Genomic DNA, 19,786 nt, shown 5'->3' with positions numbered 1-19,786 from the left:
CATGGCAGCCGAGACCAAGACCATGGCGCTGGCCAAGGCGATCAACGAGTCGCTGCGCCGCGCCCTGGAGACGGACCCCAAGGTCCTCGTCATGGGCGAGGACGTCGGCAAGCTCGGCGGTGTCTTCCGGGTCACCGACGGCCTGCAGAAGGACTTCGGCGAGAGCCGCGTCATCGACACCCCGCTCGCCGAGTCGGGCATCGTCGGCGCCGCGATCGGCCTGGCCCTCAGGGGCTACCGGCCGGTGGTGGAGATCCAGTTCGACGGCTTCGTCTTCCCGGCCTACGACCAGATCGTCACCCAGCTCGCGAAGATGCACGCCCGCGCGCTGGGCAAGGTCAAGATGCCCGTCGTCATCCGTATCCCCTACGGCGGTGGCATCGGCGCGGTCGAGCACCACTCCGAGTCCCCCGAGGCGTTGTTCGCGCACGTGGCCGGCCTGAAGGTCGTCAGCCCCTCCAACTCCTCCGACGCGTACTGGATGATGCAGCAGGCCATCCAGAGCGACGACCCGGTGATCTACTTCGAGCCCAAGCGGCGCTACTGGGACAAGGGCGAGGTCAGCACCGACGCGATCCCCGGCCCGCTGCACAAGGCGCGGGTCGTCCGGGAGGGCACCGACCTGACCCTGGCCGCCTACGGCCCGATGGTGAAGCTGTGCCAGGAGGTCGCCGACGCGGCCGCCGAGGAGGGCAAGTCCCTGGAGGTGCTGGACCTGCGCTCGGTCAGCCCCCTCGACTTCGACTCCGTCCAGGCTTCGGTGGAGAAGACCCGCCGCCTGGTCGTCGTGCACGAGGCGCCGGTGTTCTTCGGCTCCGGCGCGGAGATCGCCGCCCGGATCACGGAGCGCTGCTTCTACCACCTGGAGGCCCCGGTGCTCCGGGTCGGCGGCTACCACGCCCCGTACCCGCCGGCGCGCCTGGAGGAGGAGTACCTGCCGGGTCTCGACCGGGTGCTCGACGTCGTCGACCGTGCCCTGGCGTACTGAGGAGAGGGTTCGTGACGACGATGACGGAAGCTTCCGTACGCGAGTTCAAGATGCCCGACGTGGGCGAGGGACTCACCGAGGCCGAGATCCTCAAGTGGTACGTGCAGCCGGGTGACACGGTCACCGACGGCCAGGTGGTGTGCGAGGTCGAGACCGCCAAGGCGGCCGTCGAGCTCCCCATCCCCTACGACGGTGTGGTCCGCGAGCTGCGCTTCCCCGAGGGCACCACGGTGGACGTGGGCACGGCCATCATCGCGGTCGAGGTGGCGGGCGGTGCGCCGGCGGCGGCCCCCGAGCAGCCGGCGGCGGCCCCCGAGGAGCCCGAGGAGGAGCCCAAGCCGGCCGGCCGCCAGCCGGTCCTGGTCGGCTACGGCGTGGCGGCCTCCTCCACCAAGCGCCGCCCGCGCAAGGGCCCCGAGGTCAAGGTCCCGGCGGCCGCCCAGGCCGTCCAGACCGAGCTGAACGGCCACGGCGCCCCCGCCGTCCCCGCCCAGGCCCGGCCGCTGGCCAAGCCGCCGGTGCGGAAGCTGGCGAAGGACCTCGGCGTCGACCTCGCGACGATCACTCCTTCCGGACCGGACGGTGTCATCACCCGCGAGGACGTCCACGCGGCGGCGGCTCCCCGGGCCGCCGAGGCTCCCGCTGCGGTGCAGCCGGCCGTGGAGGCCCCCGCGACGGCCCCGGCTCCCGCGGCTGTCGTGACCTACGACGGCGCCCGTGAGACGCGTGTCCCGGTCAAGGGTGTCCGCAAGGCGACGGCGCAGGCCATGATCGGTTCGGCCTTCACGGCCCCGCACGTCACGGAGTTCGTGACGGTGGACGTGACGCGCACGATGAAGCTGGTCGAGGAACTCAAGCAGGACAAGGAGTTCCAGGGCCTTCGGGTCAACCCGCTCCTGCTGATCGCCAAGGCGCTGCTGGTCGCCATCAAGCGCAACCCGGACGTCAACGCGTCCTGGGACGAGGCGAACCAGGAGATCGTGCTCAAGCACTACGTCAACCTGGGCATCGCCGCGGCCACCCCGCGCGGCCTGATCGTCCCGAACATCAAGGACGCCCACGCCAGGACGCTTCCGCAACTGGCCGAGGCACTGGGCGAGCTGGTGACGACGGCCCGGGAGGGCAAGACCTCCCCGGCGGCGATGCAGGGCGGCACGGTGACCATCACCAACGTCGGCGTCTTCGGCGTCGACACCGGTACGCCGATCCTGAACCCTGGCGAGTCCGCGATCCTCGCGGTCGGCGCGATCAAGCTCCAGCCGTGGGTCCACAAGGGCAAGGTCAAGCCGCGCCAGGTCACCACCCTGGCCCTGAGCTTCGACCACCGCCTGGTGGACGGCGAGTTGGGCTCCAAGGTCCTTGCCGACGTGGCGGCGATCCTGGAGCAGCCGAAGCGGTTGATCAGCTGGGCCTGACGGCCTCGAAGGGTAGCCTCGAAGGGTAGCCTCGAAGGCTCGGAGGGGACGGCCGCAAGTTTGGGTTGCGACCGCCCCTCCCCCTTTTTCACCCCTGGTTGAGCACGTACACCGGGGCCCCGTCCTCCGCTCCGCCCCGTGAGCGGATGCAGGTGTGGCGGCGCAGCAGGCGCAGGCACTCGTTGACGCGGTGCTCCGTGAGGCCCGTACGGGCCGCGATCGATTCGAGCGGCTCGCGCAGCTCAGCCTTCTCGACGAGCACGGGGGCGATCACCACGGCCACCGTCCACACGTCCTCCGTCACGGACAACCGCTGCCGCCAGTCGGCCAGTACGGACTCCGTGGTGGGGTGGACCACGGGTGCGGCGCGTTCGAGGACCAGGGCGTCGAGTCGGTCGGCGATGCGTTCCATCGCCCGGACCATGGCTTGTTGCACGGCGAGGGTGGCCTTCTGCGTGGCCAGCGTCTCCCTCTGGATGGCCGGCATCTCCTTCTGCAACCCGCTCGACTCGCGTGTCGTAGCCGGGCCCCCGTCGCCGCGTACACGAAGTCGCTGACGTCGATCGCCTCATGCCGTTCGCCCGCGGCGGGCCGCTTGCCGGGTTCGTTCATCTGAACCACCCGTCCGCGACCGACTTCAGCGACTGCCCCCCTCTGCCCGACGGCGTCGACCCGGCCCGCTGGAGATGCGAAGTGCACACCGCTGCCCCGCGGTTGACCATCGGCGAGGTCACCGTGGACCTCGCCCCGATCACCATGACGCACGCCGAGGGTCCGCTGCCGGACGGCAGCAACGGGCAGGTGTGGGGAGCGATGCACAGTGCGCCGACCGCGGTGCCGGGCGGGCTGACCGGCACCCCCGCAGGCGATCACGCGCCGGCCCTGGGGATCGCGATACAGCCGGAGTACGGTGGCCGGTCCGACTTCTACACCGGCCGGTTCAGCCTCCGCTTCCGGCTCACAGGCCCGCTGCTGCCCCACGGCTGCATCATCGGCGCGAGCGCACCCGCCGACTTCCAGCTGAAGCGCTCGGGCCCCTCCAAGTGGGTCTCCCAGGATCCGCCGGTGATCGAGTTCTCGGCGTACGACGACACCTTCACCGCTCCGGCGGCCGAGCACTGCGGGCCGCTCGCGGCGCCCCTGAACCGACGGCTCGGCCTACCGGCGGCCGACCACAACCTGATGTCCTACGACGCCTCCTACACCTTCAAGACCTACGACCAGCTCTCGTGAGAAAGCCCGCCTCGGAGACGAGAAGAAGAACGGAGGGAACCTTTCGCACCCGCCCCTCCTCCTGCCCCGGCGACGCGGACCCGTCGGGGGACCGCACCGGCCCGAGAGGGGGCATGGATGGCACCGCACACCGTCGTCGTGTCAGACCGGCTGATGCCGGAGGACATACGTGCGGAGCACCGCCGGTTGGAGGTCCGGGGCACCCGGCTGCACCTTGCCGAGTACGGCACCGGCGTACCGCTGCTGATGCTGCACGGGTTCCCGCAGCACTGGTACGCCTGGCACAAGGTCGCCGCCCTGCTGCCGGACGGGTACCGGCTGATCTGCCCCGACCTGCGGGGCTTCGGCTGGTCCGAACTCACCCGGCACGGCTACGACATGGACGCACTCGCCCAGGACGCCCTCGCGCTGCTCGACGCGCTCGGGCTGGAGCGGGTCGGCCTGGTCGGCCACGACTGGGGTGCCCACCTGGGGTTCCGGCTGTGCCTGCGGGCGCCGGAGAGGTTCACCGGGTACCTGGCCCTCAACATGTCCCACCCCTGGCCCCGGCACCGGGCGGTGCTGCCCAACGTGTGGCGGATGTGGTACACCGCGTTCGTCGAGTACCCGGCGCTCGGGCGGGCCGTCCTGCGGCACTGGCCCGGTTTCACCCGCTTCCTGCTGCGTCACCAGGTGGCCGACCCGTCGGTGTGGACGGACGCCGAGCTCGCCGAGTACGCGGCCGCGACCGCCGTGAGCGCGCCCGCCGCACAGTCCCTGTTCTGGCAGTACGTCCTGCACGACATCCCCGCGCTGGCCCGCGGGACCTGGCGCCGGCACCGGCTCGCCGTGCCCACGCTGCTGCTCGGCGGGGAGCGGGACGTCGTGGTCGCGCCGTCGCTGCTCGCCGGGTCGGAGCCGTACGCCGACGATCTGACGGTGCGGCTGGTGCCCGGCGCCGGGCACTACCTGCCCCAGGAGCGGCCCGGGGAGGTGGCGGAGGCCGTGCGGAAACTCTTCGTCCAGGCGCGCTAACGCGGCTCCGCCCGCTCGGCGACCCGGCGCACGAACGCCCGTCCGCGCCGCTCGCCGAGCAGGTGGCCGTAGAGCCACTGGACCGGGCGCAGGGCGGTGGGGCGTGTCGCGCCGAGGACCGCGAAGCGCGTTCCGCCGCCCTCCGGCGCGGCTGCCATGCCGCCCACGATCAGGCGTGACTGCATCAGGCACCAGCCGGGAGAGAGCCGTACCTCGAAGTCCTCGCGCAGGCCCGAGCGACCCACCGCCCGCGCCTGCTTGCGGTCCGCGTCGCCCGCCGGGACGCGGAACTCAAGCAGGAACGGGACCAGATGGGGCAGCTCGACGGAGAGGTCGGAGACCACGGCCCAGACCCGCTCGTACGGCAGCGCCAGGTGTTCCTCGGTGTACATGCCGGCGTGCAGACCGGCGGCCAGCACGCGCAGGCGCCGCACGGGGTCGTCGGTCATCTCGACCACGCCTTCCGGAAGGAGGAACGGGCCCGGTGCAGCCGGGACTTGACGGTGCCCGTGGGGACGCCGAGCAGGCCGGCCACGGCGGCCTCGTCCAGGCCCTCCAGCTCGCGCAGGACCAGTACGGCCCGGTGCCGGACCGGGAGACGGACGAGCACGTCCCGGACGTCGGCGGGCAGCTCCCCGTCGGACCCGGCGCGCAGTCCGCCGAGCCGGGCCAGGTCGGCGGGGTCGGCCGGTTCCTCGACGGCGGTGCGCCGGGCGACCCGGACCGCCTCGCGGACGGTGACCGTGCGCACCCAGCCGTAGAAGGCGAGCGGGTCGCGCAAGCCGCGCAGGCCCTTGAAGACCGCGACCAGCGACTCCTGGACGGCGTCGGGCACGTCGCCCGGGGCGATCGGGCGGCACAGCCGGGTCACGTACGGCGTCACCAGCGTCAGCAGCTCGTCCATGGCCAGGGCGTCTCCGCCCTGCGCGGCCCGGACCAGCGCGGCGGCCGTCTCCCACGGCTCGGCGGCGTCCCCCTGTGCGTCCATGACGGGGGCACCCTACGCGAACGGGCCCGCCGCGTGTTCGCGGCGGGCCCGTTCGTCTGTGAGGGTGTCAGCCGAGCTTGGCGAAGCCGTAGGTGAGGAGCTTCTTGGCGTCCGCCTCGCGCTGGGCGATGGAGGTGGAGGCGAGGACGGTGCCGATGACCGTCTTGCCGTTCCGGGTCGCGGCGAAGACCAGGCAGTACTTGGCCTCGGGGCCGGAGCCGGTCTTCACGCCGATGGTGCCGCTGTAGCTGCTGAGGAGCCCGTTGGTGTTGGTCCACGGGCTCATCGTGCGGGTGCTGCCCGTCTTGGTGATCGTCTTCGCGGTGTACGACTTCGTCTTGACGATCGTGCGGAACGTGGAGCTCTTCATCGCGCTGCTGGCGATCTTCGTCAGGTCGCGCGGCGTCGAGTAGTTGGAGCCGTTGCCGATGCCGTCGAACGAGTCGAAGTGGGTGTGCGTCAGACCCAGGTTCTTGGCGGCGGTGTTCATCTTGCCGATGAAGTTCGCCACGCGCTTGGCCCGGGTGGTGCCGGTGCCGTACTTGTCGGCGAGCGCGTAGGCGGCGTCGCAGCCGGAGGGCAGCATCAGCCCGTACAGCAGCTGGCGGACGGTGACCTTGTCGCCGACGATCAGGTGCGCCTGGGAGGCGTTGTTCCGGACGACGTAGTCGCTGTACTCCTTCTGGATCGTCACCTTGGAGTCGAGGTTGAGGTTCGACTGGGCGAGCACGACCTTGGCGGTCATGATCTTGGTGGTGGAGCCGGTGGAGCGCTGGGTGTCGGCTGCCTTCGTGTACAGCGTCGAGCCGCTCGAGTTGTTCATCACGTAGCCGCCCTTGGCCACGATCGAGGGCGTCGTGACGGCCTGCGCGGGCGCCGCGGTGAGGGCCCCGGTGGCGAGCATCGCGCCGGCGGTGACGGCGACGGCGGTTGCTCGGCGGATGCGGCGGGTGCCCTTGATGCCGGTAATCAAAGTGAAATACCCCGATTGTCTTGAATGCCCCTGATATGCGGCCGAGTTGAGGTGGCAAGCGAGTGGGGCCGCACGTGTGGGACACGTAAGTAGCACAGAAGGTTGTGCGGGCGCTGGGTGAGATCTGCGTCACGCCCGCATGGTGGACGGGGCACCCTCATGCGTACGTGTTGTATCTATCCTGTGGGCATGGCCACGCCCGTGAAGCAACCACCCGCCGCAGACCGTGTCTACAGCCACGTCAAGCAGGGCGTCCTCGACCGCCGCTACGAGGGCGGGACGCTGCTCACCGAGGGAGAGCTGGCCGAGGCCGTGGGGGTCTCGCGCACGCCCGTCCGGGAGGCGCTGCTCAGACTGGAGGTGGAGGGCCTGATCAGGCTGTACCCGAAGAAGGGAGCCCTGGTCCTGCCCGTCTCCGCGCAGGAGATCGCCGACGTCGTGGAGACCCGGCTGCTGGTGGAGCAGCACGCGGCCCGCAAGGCCGTACCGGCCCCGCCCGGGCTGCTGGAGCGGCTGGCGGAACTGCTGGAGCAGCAGAAGGCGCAGGCCGCGGCCGGTGATCTGGCCGCCGCCGCGAGGACCGACCGCTGCTTCCACGCCGAGATCGTGCGCAGCGGCGGCAACGAGATCCTCTCCCGCCTCTACGACCAGCTGCGCGACCGCCAGCTGCGGATGGGCGTCGCGGTCATGCACTCCCACCCCGACCGGATCGCCAAGACGCTGGCCGAGCACGAGGAGATCCTGGCCGCGCTGCGCTCCGGGGACGCGGAGGCGGCGGTCGGGATCGTGCACCGGCACGTGAGCTGGTTCTCACACCTCGCGCGGGGTGAGGTGCGATGAACAGCGCCACTCTGCCGGGGGACCCCCCGGGCGGCCGCCGCGCCGTCGCGGTGTGGTCCATCGGCGTCGCGGTCTACTTCGTCGCCGTCATCTTCCGTACGTCCCTGGGCGTGGCCGGCCTGGACGCGGCCGACCGCTTCCACGTGGGCGCCTCCGCCCTGTCGACCTTCTCGATCCTGCAGCTGCTGGTCTACGCGGGCATGCAGATACCCGTCGGGCTGCTGGTGGACCGGCTCGGCACCAAGAGGGTGCTCGGCATCGGCGCCGTCCTGTTCACGGCGGGCCAGCTCGGCTTCGCCTTCTCCCCCTCCTACGGCACGGCGCTCGCCTCGCGCGCGCTGCTCGGGTGCGGTGACGCGATGACCTTCATCAGCGTGCTGCGCCTCGGCACCCGCTGGTTCCCGGTCCGGCGCGGGCCGCTGGTCGCGCAGCTCGCCGGACTGGTCGGCATGGCGGGCAACCTCGTCTCCACCCTGGTCCTCGCCCGGCTGCTGCACGGCGTCGGCTGGACCCCGGCGTTCGCGGGCAGCGCGCTGGCCGGCGTGGTCGTGCTCGTGCTGACGCTGCTGTTCCTGAAGGACCACCCCGAGGGGCACGAGCCGGAGCCGTCCCCGCACCAGGGCGTGGCCTACGTACGCCGGCAGATCGCGGCGTCCTGGCGGGAGCCCGGCACCCGGCTCGGTCTGTGGGTGCACTTCACCACCCAGTTCCCGGCGATGGTGTTCCTGCTGCTGTGGGGCCTGCCGTTCCTGGTCCAGGCGCAGGGCCTCAGCCGTGCCACGGCCGGTGAACTGCTGACCCTGGTCGTCCTGTCCAACATGGTGATCGGCCTGGTCTACGGCCAGATCGTCGCCCGGCACCACGCGGCCCGGCTCCCGCTGGCCCTGGGCACCGTTGCGGCGACGGCTGCCCTGTGGGCGCTCACCCTCGCCTGGCCCGGCGACCACGCACCGATGTGGCTGCTGCTGACCCTCTGCGCCGTCCTCGGCGCTTGCGGCCCGGCCTCGATGCTGGGCTTCGACTTCGCCCGCCCCGCCAACCCGCCCGAGCGACAGGGCACCGCGTCCGGCATCACCAACATGGGTGGCTTCATCGCCTCGATGACGACCCTGTTCGCGATCGGTGTCCTGCTGGACGCGACGGATGACGACTACACGGTGGCGTTCTCGGCCGTGTTCGTCCTCCAGGCGCTGGGCGTGAGCCAGATCCTGCGGCTGCGCGGCCGGGCGGCCCGCCGGGAGCGGGAACGGCTGGTGGCGAGCCGGGTGGAGACGGTGCACGTGCCCGCGTGAGCCGCTCTCCGTCCCGAGCGCGCACCACCCGTGTCCGGAACGCGAACGCCAAGAACGCGAGACCACCGAGACCACCGGGGCCGCCGAGAACCTGTCTCAGGCGGCGACCGGCACGAGGGTGAGGTAGGCGAGGCCGAGCACGCCGCGGTAGGAGAGCCACTGCGCCCGGTGCCGGTCCAGGCGCTCGCGGATCGCCGCGGCCGACGGATGAGCGGGATGGGCCGCGAGCCACACCTCAGCGTCCGCCTGGTACGCCGACTCGAACTCCTCCCACTCGTCCAGGCTCGCCGTCTCCGTCCACTCGGGCCGGAAACCGGCCTCCACCGCGAGATCGAGCAGGGTGCCCAGGTCGTGGTGGTCGCCGGCGGACGCGTCCGGCCACATGCCGGCCAGCTCGGCGTCGGTGGGCGGACGCTGCCAGAAGCCCTCGCCGAGCAGCACCCGCCCGCCGTCGGCCACCAGCCGGCGCAGCTCGCGCAGCGCCTCGGCGACGGGGGGCTCGGCGGTGCTCAGCGCCTGGCTCGCGCCCAGGCAGAGCACCAGGTCGGCCGGGCCGCGCCGCGTGCCCAGGGCGGACTCCTCGACGAACTCCACCCGGTCCGCCAGGCCGCGCGCCTCGGCGTTCCCCCGGCCCCGGGCGAGGTCCGCACCGCTCACGTCGACGCCGACTACGCGGGCCCGCGGTACGGCCTCCAGCACGCGCAGCATCAACTCGCCCCAGCCGCACCCGATGTCCAGGACGCTGCCGGGCCGGGTGCCGGCGAGGCGCCGGACCATCCCCGCCGCACGGGCCTCGGAGAGGGGGCCGTGGAAGACGAGCCGGGTGAGCCGGGGCGGAAGGTCGTCGGTGCGGGGCGTCGCCGAGGTGTCGGTCATGCCCGCACGCCAGTGACGGCAGGTGACCGGCGACACCGATTGTCCGACCGCGAGAGGGACCTTACGACGTCACCGTGAAGTTGCGGAGGATCGCCGCCGTCAGATCCGGGTCGCCCTCCGTCTTGACGCGGTCCGCGACCGCCTCCGGGCTGACACGGCCGCAGGCCAGGCGGACGTAGGTCTCCCAGTCGAGGTTGAGCGTGGCGGCCGGGCCGAGGGCGGGGGCGGACTCCAGCGTGCCGCGGCCCTGGATGTCGACGCGGATGGTGCGCAGGAACTCGACGGGACCGTGCACGTCGAACACGATCGCCGAGCTGCGCGGCGCGTTCGCTTCCCGGGCGACGACCTCGGGCAGCGCGGCCAGCAGGACGTCACGGGCGATGTGCGCGCCCGGCGAGTCGAGGTTGCCGGGGCGGCCGAGGGCCGTGCGCAGGTCCTGCTCGTGCACCCAGACGTCGAAGGCCCGGGCCCGCATGGCCCGTTCGAGGGTGATGTCGGTGCTCATCGGGCCGCGCACGTTGGTGCCGGGGTCGCGGGACTCGTTGCGCAGCTGGCGGTTGCGGCGGATGACCGTGTACTCCAGCTCGGACGTCATCTCCGGCGCCGTGTGATGGCGGCGGACGTCGACCTGCATCTCGTTGTACCGCTGGTGCTCGTTGGTGACGTGGAAGAGGTCGCGGGGCAGGGTGTGGATGGGCCGAGGGTCGCCGAGCATCTCGCAGTCCAGGCCGATCACATGCGACACCACGTCACGGACTGACCAGCCCGGGCACGGGGTGCGCCGGTTCCACTCACCCTCCGGGAGCGAGCCCACCAGCTCGGATATCGCTTCGATGGAGTGGGTCCAGGCGTCGGCGTAGGGCTGGAGGGTGGGATGCAGACTCACGGAACGGGACCCCTCGGCGGTCGGTACACGGGCAGGTTGTGGCAGCGTTGCCAGCGGGAGGTGGGTGTCTTGAGACGCTAAGTTACGCTGCTGTGAGGCACCCCGGCAGTGCTTTCGTGTGACGATCGTAGGCCCGTGTGGACAACTCGAATGCCAGGACGGTGGTAGTGTGCGCGCCTCGCTGATCCAGATCGCCGTGGACGAGGGCGAATCGGTCGCCTCCAGGCGGCAGCGGGTGGCCGCGCTCGTCCGGGAACAGGCCGGGGCCGACCTCGTGGTCCTGCCCGAGCTGTGGACCACCGGCGCCTTCGCCTACGAGGAGTTCGGCCCGGAGGCCGAGCCGCTGGAAGGCCCGACGTACGAGCTGATGGCCAAGGCGGCGAGCGACGCGGGCGTGTGGCTGCACGCGGGCTCCGTCCCGGAGCGCGACCCGGACGGCCCGCTCTACAACACCTCCCTGGTCTTCTCCCCCTCCGGTGATCTGGCCGCGGCCTACCGGAAGATCCATCGCTTCGGTTTCGACAAGGGCGAGGCCGTGCTGATGGGTGCCGGGCACGACCTGGTGACCGTCCGGCTGCCCGGGACCACCCTCGGCGTGGCCACCTGCTACGACCTCCGTTTCCCCGAACTCTTCCGCTCCCTCGTCGACGCCGGCGCCGAGACGCTGGTGATCCCGGCGGGCTGGCCCGAGCGGCGACGCTCGCACTGGACACTGCTGGCTCAGGCGCGGGCGGTGGAGAACCAGGCGTTCGTGCTCGCGTGTGGAACGGCCGGGACGCATGCCGGAGTTCCGCAGGCGGGTCACTCGATCGTGGTGGATCCGTGGGGCGAGGTGCTCGCCGAGGCGGGCGCCGGCGAGGAGGTCCTCACGGTCGACTTCGACCCGGCGAAGGTGGCGGCCACCCGTGAGCAGTTCCCGGCCCTGAAGGACCGTGTCCTCGGCCTGGAGCCGCCGCGCCGCTGACGCTCGGGTGTGCCGGTGACAGGCCCCGGGACCGGACCGACCGTTCCTAGTCGTCCTCCCGCTCCTTCTGCGCCAGATGGATCACGCACACCGCCACCGCGATCAGCAGCGCCGGGTCCGCGTCGTCGCGCACGATGTCGACGCCGTACGTGTCCCGGACGTGCAGCCGGCGGCGGGAGATGACCGCGAGGAGTTCGCCGTCGTACTCGATGGCGAACTCGTGGTCGAGGATCTTGCCGCTGACGTCCAGGTCGGTGCCGTCGACCAGGGACACCCGGTAATGGTTGCGCAGCAGGGAGAGCCGCTTGCGCTTGATGGTGGCCAGGCCCTCGCCGTCCCGTTCGATCACCATGGTGTCGCGCAGCGCGAACATCTTCTGGTGGATGTCGATCAGGACCCGCCCCTGGGCGTCCTTCAGCTCGAAGGTGTCCCGCAGCCGCATGGCCTTGCCGTCGACGAGGAACACCTTCCGGCCGTGCTCGTCCTCGATCCAGTAGTCGTCACCGATACCGAGGAGCCGGTCGCGTACGAGGAATCTCATACGGTTACCGTTCCCCGACACGGAGTGATCCTCACGGAGCCGTAAGGAGGGGCGGACGCTTCGGCGGTCGCCCGAAAGCCCTCCGGTACCCCGACGGGCTCAGCCCCGTCTCGCGGCGCAGCCGTGCCCGGAGGTTGGCCGCGGTGCCCAGGCCGCTGCGGGCCGCGACGACGTCCAGGCGCTCCTCGCCCCGCTCGATCAGCCGGCACGCCAGCGCCACCCGCTCCCCGGTGAGCCAGGCCAGCGGGGTCGTGCCCAGCTGGCTGCGGAAGCGGCGGTGGAGCGTGGCCGGGGAGACGGCCGCGCGGGCGGCCAGGTCCGCCACCGTCAGCGGCTCGCCGAGCCGCTCCTGCGCCCAGGCCAGCAGCGGGCCCAGCGACTCGTCGGGCACGTACGGCACCGGCCGCTCCACGAACTGCCGCTGCCCGCCGTCCCGGTGGGCGGCGAAGACCAGCCGCCGGGAGACGTGGTTGGCGATCTCCGCGCCATGGTCGCGGCGCACGATGTGCAGGCCCAGGTCGAGCGCGGAGGCGCTGCCCGAGGCGGTGAGGATGTCGCCGTCGTCCACGAAGAGCACGTCCGGCTCCAGGAGCACTCGGGGGAAACGGACCCGGAAGGCCTCCGCCCACATCCAGTGGCAGGCCGCCCGGCGCCCCTCCAGCAGCCCCGCCTCCGCGAGGGTGAACGCGCCCGAGCAGAAGCCGACCAGCCGGGCGCCACGCGCGTGTGCCCGGCGTACGACGTCCAGGACACGCGCGGAGCGGGGGACCTCCGTGTCGGGCCGGTTCGGCACGATCAGCGTGTCGGCCTGCTCGGCGGCCTCCAGCCCGGCGACCCCGGTGAGCGTGAAGAAACCGTCCCGCATCCGGGTCTCGGGCTCCGCCGCGCACAGCCGGAACTCGTACAGGTCCCGTCCCAGTTCGGGCCGTCGCAGCCCGAAGATCTCGATGGCGCAGCTCATCTCGAAGGGGTTGGAGTTCTCGTCGACCACCAGCACGACACGGTGAGAGGATCCTTGCGGCATATGCGATTTCTAGCACTCGTCGGCCGCTCCGGCACCCCCGACGATGGACGCATGGAACCGATCTCCCTGGAGGCGGCCCTCGCCTCCTTCACCGAGCGGTGGAGCCCCCGCATCGTCGCGACCGTCAACGACTACGACGTCCGCGTGGCGAAGGTCGAGGGCGAGCACCTGTGGCACGTGCACGACGACACGGACGAGTTCTTCCTGGTCCTCGCGGGCGAACTGAGCATCGCCCTGCGGGAGCCGGCCGGTGAGCGCACCGTCGTCCTCCCCAGGGGGTCGGTGTTCACCGTCCCGCGCGGCACCGAGCACAAGCCGTACGCGCGCGTGCCCACCGAGATCCTGCTCCTCGAGCCCACCGGAACCCCCACCGTCGGCGACCGGCACGAGGAGGTACCCGAGCACGTGGACGCGACGACCGGTCACGCCCTCACCTGACCGGGCCCGGGACTCCACCGGGACAGGGGGTGGCCCGGCGGTGAACTTCCGGTGTTCTCGGGGTGGTTGACCAACCCCGGGTGACGATCCCGAGTCGAACGCGACGGAAGCGATCGATACGTTCCTCGTGGAGGTTCCCCATGTCCTCTCGTCCCGCCCGCCGCCGTGCGGCTCGCGCCGTCCCGGTGGCCGCCCTGGCCCTGGGCGCCGCCCTGGCCGTACCGCTCACCGTGGCCGGCACCGCCGGTGCCGCGACGCGGCCGGCCACCGCCGAGGTCAACCAGTACGGCTGGCAGCTCGCCTACCGGGCCGCCGCCGGCCAGACCAACAAGGCCACCGTCACCGCGTCGCTGACCGGCGGCGGCGCGGGCATCACCTACCTGATCGACGACGTCGTCCCGATCAGTGCGGGCCACGGGTGCGTCCACCCCGACAGGGCGGACGCCACCGAGGTCTCCTGCACGGTCACCACCGAGGAGAGCCAGGACCCGTACCCGGCCCTGACGATGGACCTCGGCGACCGCAACGACACGGTCGCCTACGACAACGCCACCGACCAGGTCTACTACTTCGCCCGGATCTCCCTGGGCGCCGGCAACGACCGGCTCACCGACACCGGACGCCTCGACGGCAACGACGTCTCGGGCGGCCCGGGCAACGACACGCTGACGGTGGGCGAGACCGGGCTGGCCTTCGGCGACGACGGCAATGACACCATCCACGCGGACGGAGACCTGGTCATCGCGAAGGGCGGCAAGGGCGACGACGTGCTGCGCGGCGGCGGCAGGGGCCAGGACCTGTCCGGCGACGACGGCGACGACACGATCCACGGCGGGGCCGGCGCCGACACGCTGTACGGCGGCAGGGGCGACGACGTGCTGTACGGCGACAGTGGCGACGACCGGCTGTACGGCAACAGCGGTAACGACCGGCTGTACGGCGGTCCGGGCCGGGACACGCTGTCCGGCGGCCCCGGCACGGACGTGGTCCGCCAGGGCTGAGACGGCCGCCGCACCCGTTGTCGGTGCACGGTGGCACCCTTGGAGCCATGACCGACTCCGCACCCCGACGCGTCCGCGTCCGCGCCCCCGAGCTGATCGGCAAGGGCGGCTGGCTGAACACGGGAGACAAGCAGTACACCCTGGCCGACCTGCGCGGACGCATCGTCCTGCTGGATTTCTGGACATTTTGTTGTGTGAACTGCCTGCACGTCCTCGACGAGCTGCGTGAGTTGGAGGAGAAGCACCGGGACACGGTGGTGGTCATCGGTGTGCATTCGCCGAAGTTCGTGCACGAGGCCGAGCACCGGGCGGTCGTGGACGCGGTGGAGCGGTACGGCGTGGAGCACCCGGTGCTGGACGACCCCGAGCTGGCCACCTGGAAGCAGTACGCGGTCCGGGCCTGGCCGACCCTCGTCGTCATCGACCCCGAGGGGTACGTGGTCGCCCAGCACGCCGGCGAGGGCCATGCGCACGCCATCGAGCGGCTGGTCGAGGAGCTGGAGGCCGAGCACGGGGCGAAGGGCACATTGCGCCGGGGCGACGGTCCGTACGTGCCGCCGGAGCCGGAGCCGACGACGCTCCGCTTCCCGGGCAAGGCGCTGCTCCTGCCGTCCGGGACCTTCCTGGTCAGCGACACCACCCGGCACCAACTGGTGGAACTGGCCGGGGACGCCGAGACGGTCGTACGGCGGATCGGCAGCGGCACCCGCGGGTTCGCGGACGGCGGCCCCGAGGAGGCCTGCTTCAGCGAGCCGCAGGGGCTCGCGCTCGTCGGCGACGGCACCGCGGTGGTCGTCGCCGACACCGTCAACCACGCCCTGCGCCGCCTGGACCTGGCCACCGGTGGGGTGACCACCCTGGCCGGCACCGGCCGGCAGTGGTGGCAGGGGTCGCCGACCTCCGGTCCGGCCCGCGAGGTCGACCTCTCCTCCCCCTGGGACGTGGCCGTCTTCGGCGGCAAGGTGTGGATCGCCATGGCGGGCGTCCACCAGCTGTGGACGTACGACCCCACTGCGCGGACCGTCGCCGTGGCGGCGGGCACCACCAACGAGGGACTGGTCGACGGACCCGCTGCCGAGGCCTGGTTCGCGCAGCCCTCCGGCCTCGCGGCCACCGCCGACCGGCTCTGGGTCGCCGACTCCGAGACCTCGGCCCTGCGCTGGGTGGACCCGGACGGACACGTCCACACCGCCGTCGGCACCGGCCTGTTCGACTTCGGGCACCGGGACGGGGCCGCCGAACAGGCGCTGTTCCAGCATCCGCTGGGCGTCACCGCCCTCCCGGACGGCTCGGTGGCGGTCGCCGACACCTACAACCACGCCCTGCGCCGCTACGACCCCGCCACCGGCGAGGTCAGCACCCTCGCCACCGATCTGCGCGAGCCCAGCGACGCCGTCCTCGTCGGCGACGACATCGTGGTGGTGGAGTCGGCACGGCACCGGCTCACCCGGCTGCGGCTGCCCGAGGAGGCGGTCCGCGTGGCGGCGGTGGCGCACCGCACCCGGCGCGCGGCGACCGAGGTCTCCCCCGGCCGCCTGCGGCTGGACGTGGTCTTCCAGGCCCCGGCGGGGCAGAAGCTGGACGTGCGCTACGGCCCCTCGACCCGTCTGCTGGTCTCCTCGACCCCGCCCGAGCTGCTGCTCAAGGGCGACGGAGCGGACACGGACCTCTCGCGCGAGCTGGAGCTGAACCCGGCCCTCACGGAGGGCGTCCTGCACGTCTCAGCGATGGCGGCGAGCTGTGACGACGACCCTGCCGACGAATACCCCGCCTGCCACGTCCACCAGCAGGACTGGGGCGTCCCGGTCCGCCTCACCGAGGGCGGCGCCGACCGGCTGCCGCTCGTCCTGGCCGGGATGGACGAGCGGTAGCCGACGCCCGGGAGCCGGCGAACCTCACACGCCGTACCCGTCGGTGTAGCCGTCGCCGCGGTGATGGTGGTGGGGTTCCTCCTCGACCACGGGCGTCGGCGGGACCACGACCCGCCGTCGCCGTGCGATGCCGCTGAACGTGGCGATTCCGATGAGCCCGACGGCCATCAGGATGATGCCGACGAGGTCGAGGTTGACCCCCTGCATGTGCCAGTCCGTCGCGAACGTGAGGATGGCTCCCACGGCGATGAGGATGATGCACCCGCCGAGGCCCATAAGTCGTCGCCTCCTCTTCCGGTTCCGGAATCTCCGGTGCCGTCCGGGTACCCGGTGCCGCCCCGGACATGCTCGGGGCGGCCCTGACGGGCGCTCAGGTCACGTCGACGTAGTCCTCGCGTCCGGAGCCGACCAGGTGGGTGCTGTTCGGGTACAGGAGCACCGCGACCCACGTGCCGTCCTTGGAGGCCGTGGAGCCCTTGCTGAACGTGCCGTCCGAGCGGGTGGTGGCGTTGCCCATGTCGTACCAGGTACTGGAGCCCTTGGGCCTGAACAGGATCTTCACCTTCTGGCCGCCGTAGGCCTTCCAGGCGCCCGAGGTGTAGTGCTGCAGCTTGCCCCGGTACGTGATCGTGCGGCCCTTGCGGACCGGCTCGGGCGAGGCGTTGCCGTCGGTGATCCGGGTCGGCGTGCGGGCGGCCTGCACGACGGAGCCGTACGACTCCTGGAAGTCGCGGCTGCCCTTGAAGTGCGCCCGGTAGTAGCCCTTGTAGGGCGCGTCGAAGGTGCCCTTGAAGGTGGCGCCGGTTCCCGGCTCGAAGCTGCCCGGGGTGACCGTCTTCATGGTCTTCCAGCCGGTCTTCCCGTCGGCCGAGTACTGCAGCTCGACCTTGTACACGGCTTCCGTCGGCCGGCTCTTGCCGGTGTTCAGCAGGCCCTTGGCGGTCAGCACGGAGTACTTGTCGAGGGTCGCGGTGAAGTTGGTCAGGGACGTCTTCTGTGCGACGTAGACCTTGACCCTCTGCAGCTCGCTGAACTTCAGGAAGGTCCCGCTGCGCACCTGCACTTCGACCGTGCCGGTCTTCGGCAGCGTCAGCTGTCCCGTGAAGCGGCCGTCGGCGCCCGTGACGGGCCGCGAGGCCACGCCGCCGAACTCGTCGGACCAGATCTCGTCCACCGTGGCTCCGGCCAGCGGCTTCCACGCCCCGCCGACGTACACCTCGGCGGTCCCGGAGACCTTCGCGGCCTGCCCGGCCTTGACGTTCAGTTCGGCTGCGTCGAGCGTCACGCGCGTGTCCGACTGCACGGCCCTGACCCCGACGCTCTCGTTGGCCCGGGACTGGTAGAAGGGATCGTCCAGCCGCAGCCAGGCGTTGACGTCGGCGCTGGACGCGTCGGTCACGGGGTACGTGAAGGTGAAGCGGCCGTCGGTGCCGGTCGTGGTCGTCCCGTCGTCCCCATTGAAGATCTCCAGGTCCACCTCCGCGCCCGCCGCGGGCGTCGTCTCCCCGGTGCGCGGGTCGGTGACAGTGAAGCCGCCGGTGACGGTGACGTCCTGGTGCTCGTAGTCCGGGTTCTGCGGCGTGGCCTGCAGATCCGTCAGGTTCGCTTCGAGCTCGTACTGGTAGGTGCCCTGGGCCGAGGTGGTGTCCCCGTCAGCGTCGGTCAGGTCGACGACGACGCGGTAGGTGCCGAGGTCGGCCAGGCGCAGCGGGGTGGTGGTCCGCCACATGTGCGAGAAGCCGGTGCTGGAGTCCGGGGTGAAGTCGCTGACCTCGGTGACCTCCGGGGCGTCGGCGGCGGAGCCCGGCGCGTACAGGTGGGCGGTGATCGAGGTGATATCGGTGTCGGACGAGGCGGACACCCGGACCAGGCCCTCGCCCGGGTGGTCACCGCTGCCGACGCCGTACAGCACGGGCGCGACCGCAGCGTGCGCGGCCGGCACCGGGCCGAGCAGCAGGCCGGCGGCGACGGAGGCGCAGGCGAGCGCCAGGGATCTCTTTCGCACGTGTAGTCCCCCCACGAGACCGGATACGCAGATCGTTGAAGAGCGAAGCGCATCGTACGCTGCGGCAACCATGTTTGAACAGGTTCAAAAATAACGGTTTCGCAGGGGGGCGAGCGGTGGGACTCAGCTCTCCAGGAACGCCGTCAGCGCGTTCGCCAGCAGGAACGGGTCGTCCGCGCCGCACAGTTCACGGGCGCTGTGCATCGACAGGATCGCCACGCCGATGTCGACGGTGCGAATGCCGTGCCGGGCCGCGGTGATCGGGCCGATGGTGGTGCCGCAGGGCATGGAGTTGTTGGAGACGAACGTCTGCACCGGCACGCCCGCCTTCTCGCAGGCGGCGGCGAACACCGCCCGGCCCGAACCGTCCGTGGCATAGCGGTTGTTGACGTTGACCTTGAGGATCGGGCCGCCGTTGACCCGCGGGTGGTGCGTCGGGTCGTGCCGTTCCGCGTAGTTGGGGTGGACGGCGTGGCCCGTGTCGGAGGACAGGCAGACCGTGCCGGCGAAGGAGCGGGCCCGGTCCTCGTAGGAGCCTCCGCGCGCGAACACCGAGCGCTCCAGCACCGTGCCGAGCAGCGGTCCGTCCGCACCGGTGTCCGACTGCGAGCCGTTCTCCTCGTGGTCGAAGGCGGCCAGCACGGGGATGTGGGTGAGCCCGGCGCCGGAGGTCGCGGCGGCGGCCAGGGCGGCCGCGCCGGCGTGCACCGACAGCAGGTTGTCCATCCGGGGCCCGGCGACCAGCTCACGGTCCCGGCCGAGGTACGCGGGCCGCTCCACCGGGTGCGTCATCAGGTCCCAGCCGGTCACCGAGCCCGCCGTCAGGCCCGCCTCCGCCTCCAGGAAGGCGATCAGGTCGCCGTCGCGCAGGTCGTCGCCGAGGCCCCACACCGGCTGCAGATGGCGCTGCTTGTCGAGCTTGAGCCCGTCCGAGGTCACGGTGCGGTCCAGGTGGATGGCGAGCTGGGGCACGCGCAGCAGCGGCCGGTCCACGTCGACCAGGACCGTGGAGCCGTCGCGCAGGGTCAGCCGGCCGGCCAGGCCCAGGTCGCGGTCGAGCCAGGAGTTCAGCAGCGGGCCGCCGTAGATCTCGACGGCGACCTGCCGCCAGCCGTGGGCCCCGCTGTCGGGCCGCGGCTTGACGCGCAGGTTGGGCGAGTCGGTGTGCGCGCCGACGATGTGGAAGGGGGTGTGGGGGGCGGCGCCCTCGGGGACGTACCAGGCGACGATCGCCCCGCCGCGCAGCACGTACCTGCCGCCGCTCGACCCGTCCCAGGCGTCCGTCTCGGCGACCTGCCTGAAGCCCGCCTTCTCCAGCCGCTCGGCGGTGTTCGCCACGGCGTGGTACGGCGACGGGCTCGCCGCCAGGAAGGACATCAGGTCGTCGGTGTGGCCGCGGTCGAAGCGGGCTGGTGCGCTCATGGGGCTTACCTTAAC

At 71.8% G+C, this 19,786-nt stretch carries 20 protein-coding genes and 1 pseudogene; 10 read left to right on the top strand and 11 right to left on the bottom strand.

All coding sequences use genetic code 11. From position 1 onward, the window contains the following. Position 1: 1 nt before the first annotated feature. Complete coding sequence (locus tag AC07CM_RS05525) at positions 2 to 988, top strand: alpha-ketoacid dehydrogenase subunit beta (RefSeq protein ID WP_478875040.1); 987 nt, start codon at positions 2 to 4, stop codon at positions 986 to 988. Between the two features lie 11 nt (positions 989 to 999). Continuing rightward, entirely contained in the window at positions 1,000 to 2,403 is a 1,404-nt protein-coding gene (locus AC07CM_RS05520; protein ID WP_478875039.1) for a dihydrolipoamide acetyltransferase family protein, read from the top strand. An 88-nt stretch (positions 2,404 to 2,491) separates the two neighbouring features. Here the strand turns inward: AC07CM_RS05520 and AC07CM_RS05515 are convergent. After that, a pseudogene (locus AC07CM_RS05515) lies at positions 2,492 to 2,917 on the bottom strand (DNA-binding protein); the annotation flags it as partial. Positions 2,918 to 2,973: 56 nt separating this feature from the next. Here AC07CM_RS05515 and AC07CM_RS05510 point away from each other — a divergent pair. Continuing rightward, complete coding sequence (locus tag AC07CM_RS05510; protein ID WP_478875038.1) at positions 2,974 to 3,636, top strand: hypothetical protein; 663 nt, start codon at positions 2,974 to 2,976, stop codon at positions 3,634 to 3,636. 117 nt (positions 3,637 to 3,753) lie between these two features. Beyond that, entirely contained in the window at positions 3,754 to 4,650 is an 897-nt protein-coding gene (locus AC07CM_RS05505; protein WP_478875037.1) for an alpha/beta fold hydrolase, read from the top strand. Here AC07CM_RS05505 and AC07CM_RS05500 read toward each other — a convergent pair. From AC07CM_RS05500 to AC07CM_RS05490, 3 genes are all read right to left on the bottom strand, one after another. After that, positions 4,647 to 5,099 carry a hypothetical protein gene (locus tag AC07CM_RS05500; RefSeq protein ID WP_478875036.1) on the bottom strand — a complete coding sequence of 151 codons (453 nt, stop codon included), beginning with the start codon at positions 5,097 to 5,099 and terminating at the stop codon, positions 4,647 to 4,649. The genes AC07CM_RS05505 and AC07CM_RS05500 overlap by 4 nt on opposite strands. Further along, complete coding sequence (locus tag AC07CM_RS05495; protein ID WP_478875035.1) at positions 5,096 to 5,638, bottom strand: RNA polymerase sigma factor; 543 nt, start codon at positions 5,636 to 5,638, stop codon at positions 5,096 to 5,098. Before AC07CM_RS05495 ends, AC07CM_RS05500 begins: the two co-directional genes overlap by 4 nt. Before the next feature lie 67 nt (positions 5,639 to 5,705). Next, positions 5,706 to 6,611: a D-alanyl-D-alanine carboxypeptidase family protein gene (locus tag AC07CM_RS05490; protein ID WP_478875034.1), complete on the bottom strand. Its 906-nt coding sequence runs from the start codon at positions 6,609 to 6,611 to the stop codon at positions 5,706 to 5,708. A gap of 189 nt (positions 6,612 to 6,800) precedes the next feature. Between AC07CM_RS05490 and AC07CM_RS05485 the strand changes: the two genes are divergently transcribed. Together AC07CM_RS05485 and AC07CM_RS05480 are read left to right on the top strand one after the other, a co-directional pair. After that, the gene (locus AC07CM_RS05485; protein ID WP_478875033.1) at positions 6,801 to 7,451 is read left to right on the top strand and encodes a GntR family transcriptional regulator; all 651 of its coding nucleotides are present in this window, start codon (positions 6,801 to 6,803) and stop codon (positions 7,449 to 7,451) included. Then, the gene (locus tag AC07CM_RS05480; protein WP_478875032.1) at positions 7,448 to 8,743 is read left to right on the top strand and encodes an MFS transporter; all 1,296 of its coding nucleotides are present in this window, start codon (positions 7,448 to 7,450) and stop codon (positions 8,741 to 8,743) included. The genes AC07CM_RS05485 and AC07CM_RS05480 overlap by 4 nt, the downstream gene beginning before the upstream one ends. 96 nt (positions 8,744 to 8,839) lie before the next feature. On the opposite strand, the gene AC07CM_RS05475 is transcribed toward AC07CM_RS05480, so the two are convergent. After that, positions 8,840 to 9,619: an SAM-dependent methyltransferase gene (locus AC07CM_RS05475; protein WP_478875031.1), complete on the bottom strand. Its 780-nt coding sequence runs from the start codon at positions 9,617 to 9,619 to the stop codon at positions 8,840 to 8,842. Between the two features lie 61 nt (positions 9,620 to 9,680). Then, positions 9,681 to 10,505: a maleylpyruvate isomerase family mycothiol-dependent enzyme gene (locus tag AC07CM_RS05470; RefSeq protein WP_478875030.1), complete on the bottom strand. Its 825-nt coding sequence runs from the start codon at positions 10,503 to 10,505 to the stop codon at positions 9,681 to 9,683. A 169-nt stretch (positions 10,506 to 10,674) separates the two neighbouring features. Between AC07CM_RS05470 and AC07CM_RS05465 the strand changes: the two genes are divergently transcribed. Then, positions 10,675 to 11,469: a carbon-nitrogen family hydrolase gene (locus AC07CM_RS05465; protein ID WP_478875029.1), complete on the top strand. Its 795-nt coding sequence runs from the start codon at positions 10,675 to 10,677 to the stop codon at positions 11,467 to 11,469. A 46-nt stretch (positions 11,470 to 11,515) separates the two neighbouring features. On the opposite strand, the gene AC07CM_RS05460 is transcribed toward AC07CM_RS05465, so the two are convergent. Beyond that, complete coding sequence (locus AC07CM_RS05460; protein ID WP_478875028.1) at positions 11,516 to 12,010, bottom strand: LURP-one-related/scramblase family protein; 495 nt, start codon at positions 12,008 to 12,010, stop codon at positions 11,516 to 11,518. 31 nt (positions 12,011 to 12,041) lie between these two features. After that, positions 12,042 to 13,034, bottom strand: coding sequence for a GlxA family transcriptional regulator (locus tag AC07CM_RS05455; protein WP_478875027.1), 993 nt, complete (start codon positions 13,032 to 13,034; stop codon positions 12,042 to 12,044). Positions 13,035 to 13,085: 51 nt separating this feature from the next. Between AC07CM_RS05455 and AC07CM_RS05450 the strand changes: the two genes are divergently transcribed. The 3 genes from AC07CM_RS05450 (at position 13,086) to AC07CM_RS05440 (ending at position 16,344) form a co-directional block, all read left to right on the top strand. Then, on the top strand, positions 13,086 to 13,472 hold the full coding sequence (locus AC07CM_RS05450; RefSeq protein WP_478875026.1) for a cupin domain-containing protein: 387 nt from the start codon (positions 13,086 to 13,088) through the stop codon (positions 13,470 to 13,472). Positions 13,473 to 13,612: 140 nt separating this feature from the next. Further along, a complete protein-coding gene (locus AC07CM_RS05445; protein ID WP_478875025.1) occupies positions 13,613 to 14,473 on the top strand; it encodes a calcium-binding protein in 861 nt (286 codons plus the stop codon). A gap of 47 nt (positions 14,474 to 14,520) precedes the next feature. Beyond that, positions 14,521 to 16,344 carry a thioredoxin-like domain-containing protein gene (locus AC07CM_RS05440; protein ID WP_478875024.1) on the top strand — a complete coding sequence of 608 codons (1,824 nt, stop codon included), beginning with the start codon at positions 14,521 to 14,523 and terminating at the stop codon, positions 16,342 to 16,344. A 24-nt stretch (positions 16,345 to 16,368) separates the two neighbouring features. On the opposite strand, the gene AC07CM_RS05435 is transcribed toward AC07CM_RS05440, so the two are convergent. From AC07CM_RS05435 to AC07CM_RS05425, 3 genes are all read right to left on the bottom strand, one after another. Then, on the bottom strand, positions 16,369 to 16,620 hold the full coding sequence (locus AC07CM_RS05435; protein WP_478875023.1) for a DUF6458 family protein: 252 nt from the start codon (positions 16,618 to 16,620) through the stop codon (positions 16,369 to 16,371). 94 nt (positions 16,621 to 16,714) lie between these two features. Further along, entirely contained in the window at positions 16,715 to 18,349 is a 1,635-nt protein-coding gene (locus tag AC07CM_RS05430) for a hypothetical protein (RefSeq protein WP_478875022.1), read from the bottom strand. 123 nt (positions 18,350 to 18,472) lie between these two features. Next, entirely contained in the window at positions 18,473 to 19,771 is a 1,299-nt protein-coding gene (locus AC07CM_RS05425) for a M18 family aminopeptidase (protein ID WP_478875021.1), read from the bottom strand. Between the last annotated feature and the right edge of the window lie 15 nt (positions 19,772 to 19,786).

The sequence above is a fragment of the Streptomyces sp. NPDC044061 genome (genome assembly GCF_056434305.1).
This window is presented reverse-complemented; position numbering and strand designations above follow the sequence as displayed.

What these genes read in the sequence shown, in the direction of transcription:
- AC07CM_RS05525 (WP_478875040.1), top strand. Translation starts at nt 2, where the DNA reads ATGGCAGCCGAGACCAAGACCATGGCGCTGGCCAAGGCGATCAACGAG.
- AC07CM_RS05510 (WP_478875038.1), top strand. Translation starts at nt 2,974, where the DNA reads ATGCCGTTCGCCCGCGGCGGGCCGCTTGCCGGGTTCGTTCATCTGAAC.
- AC07CM_RS05505 (WP_478875037.1), top strand. Translation starts at nt 3,754, where the DNA reads ATGGCACCGCACACCGTCGTCGTGTCAGACCGGCTGATGCCGGAGGAC.
- AC07CM_RS05500 (WP_478875036.1), bottom strand. Translation starts at nt 5,099, where the DNA reads ATGACCGACGACCCCGTGCGGCGCCTGCGCGTGCTGGCCGCCGGTCTG.
- AC07CM_RS05495 (WP_478875035.1), bottom strand. Translation starts at nt 5,638, where the DNA reads ATGGACGCACAGGGGGACGCCGCCGAGCCGTGGGAGACGGCCGCCGCG.
- AC07CM_RS05485 (WP_478875033.1), top strand. Translation starts at nt 6,801, where the DNA reads ATGGCCACGCCCGTGAAGCAACCACCCGCCGCAGACCGTGTCTACAGC.
- AC07CM_RS05480 (WP_478875032.1), top strand. Translation starts at nt 7,448, where the DNA reads ATGAACAGCGCCACTCTGCCGGGGGACCCCCCGGGCGGCCGCCGCGCC.
- AC07CM_RS05475 (WP_478875031.1), bottom strand. Translation starts at nt 9,619, where the DNA reads ATGACCGACACCTCGGCGACGCCCCGCACCGACGACCTTCCGCCCCGG.
- AC07CM_RS05460 (WP_478875028.1), bottom strand. Translation starts at nt 12,010, where the DNA reads ATGAGATTCCTCGTACGCGACCGGCTCCTCGGTATCGGTGACGACTAC.
- AC07CM_RS05455 (WP_478875027.1), bottom strand. Translation starts at nt 13,034, where the DNA reads ATGCCGCAAGGATCCTCTCACCGTGTCGTGCTGGTGGTCGACGAGAAC.
- AC07CM_RS05450 (WP_478875026.1), top strand. Translation starts at nt 13,086, where the DNA reads ATGGAACCGATCTCCCTGGAGGCGGCCCTCGCCTCCTTCACCGAGCGG.
- AC07CM_RS05445 (WP_478875025.1), top strand. Translation starts at nt 13,613, where the DNA reads ATGTCCTCTCGTCCCGCCCGCCGCCGTGCGGCTCGCGCCGTCCCGGTG.
- AC07CM_RS05440 (WP_478875024.1), top strand. Translation starts at nt 14,521, where the DNA reads ATGACCGACTCCGCACCCCGACGCGTCCGCGTCCGCGCCCCCGAGCTG.
- AC07CM_RS05435 (WP_478875023.1), bottom strand. Translation starts at nt 16,620, where the DNA reads ATGGGCCTCGGCGGGTGCATCATCCTCATCGCCGTGGGAGCCATCCTC.
- AC07CM_RS05425 (WP_478875021.1), bottom strand. Translation starts at nt 19,771, where the DNA reads ATGAGCGCACCAGCCCGCTTCGACCGCGGCCACACCGACGACCTGATG.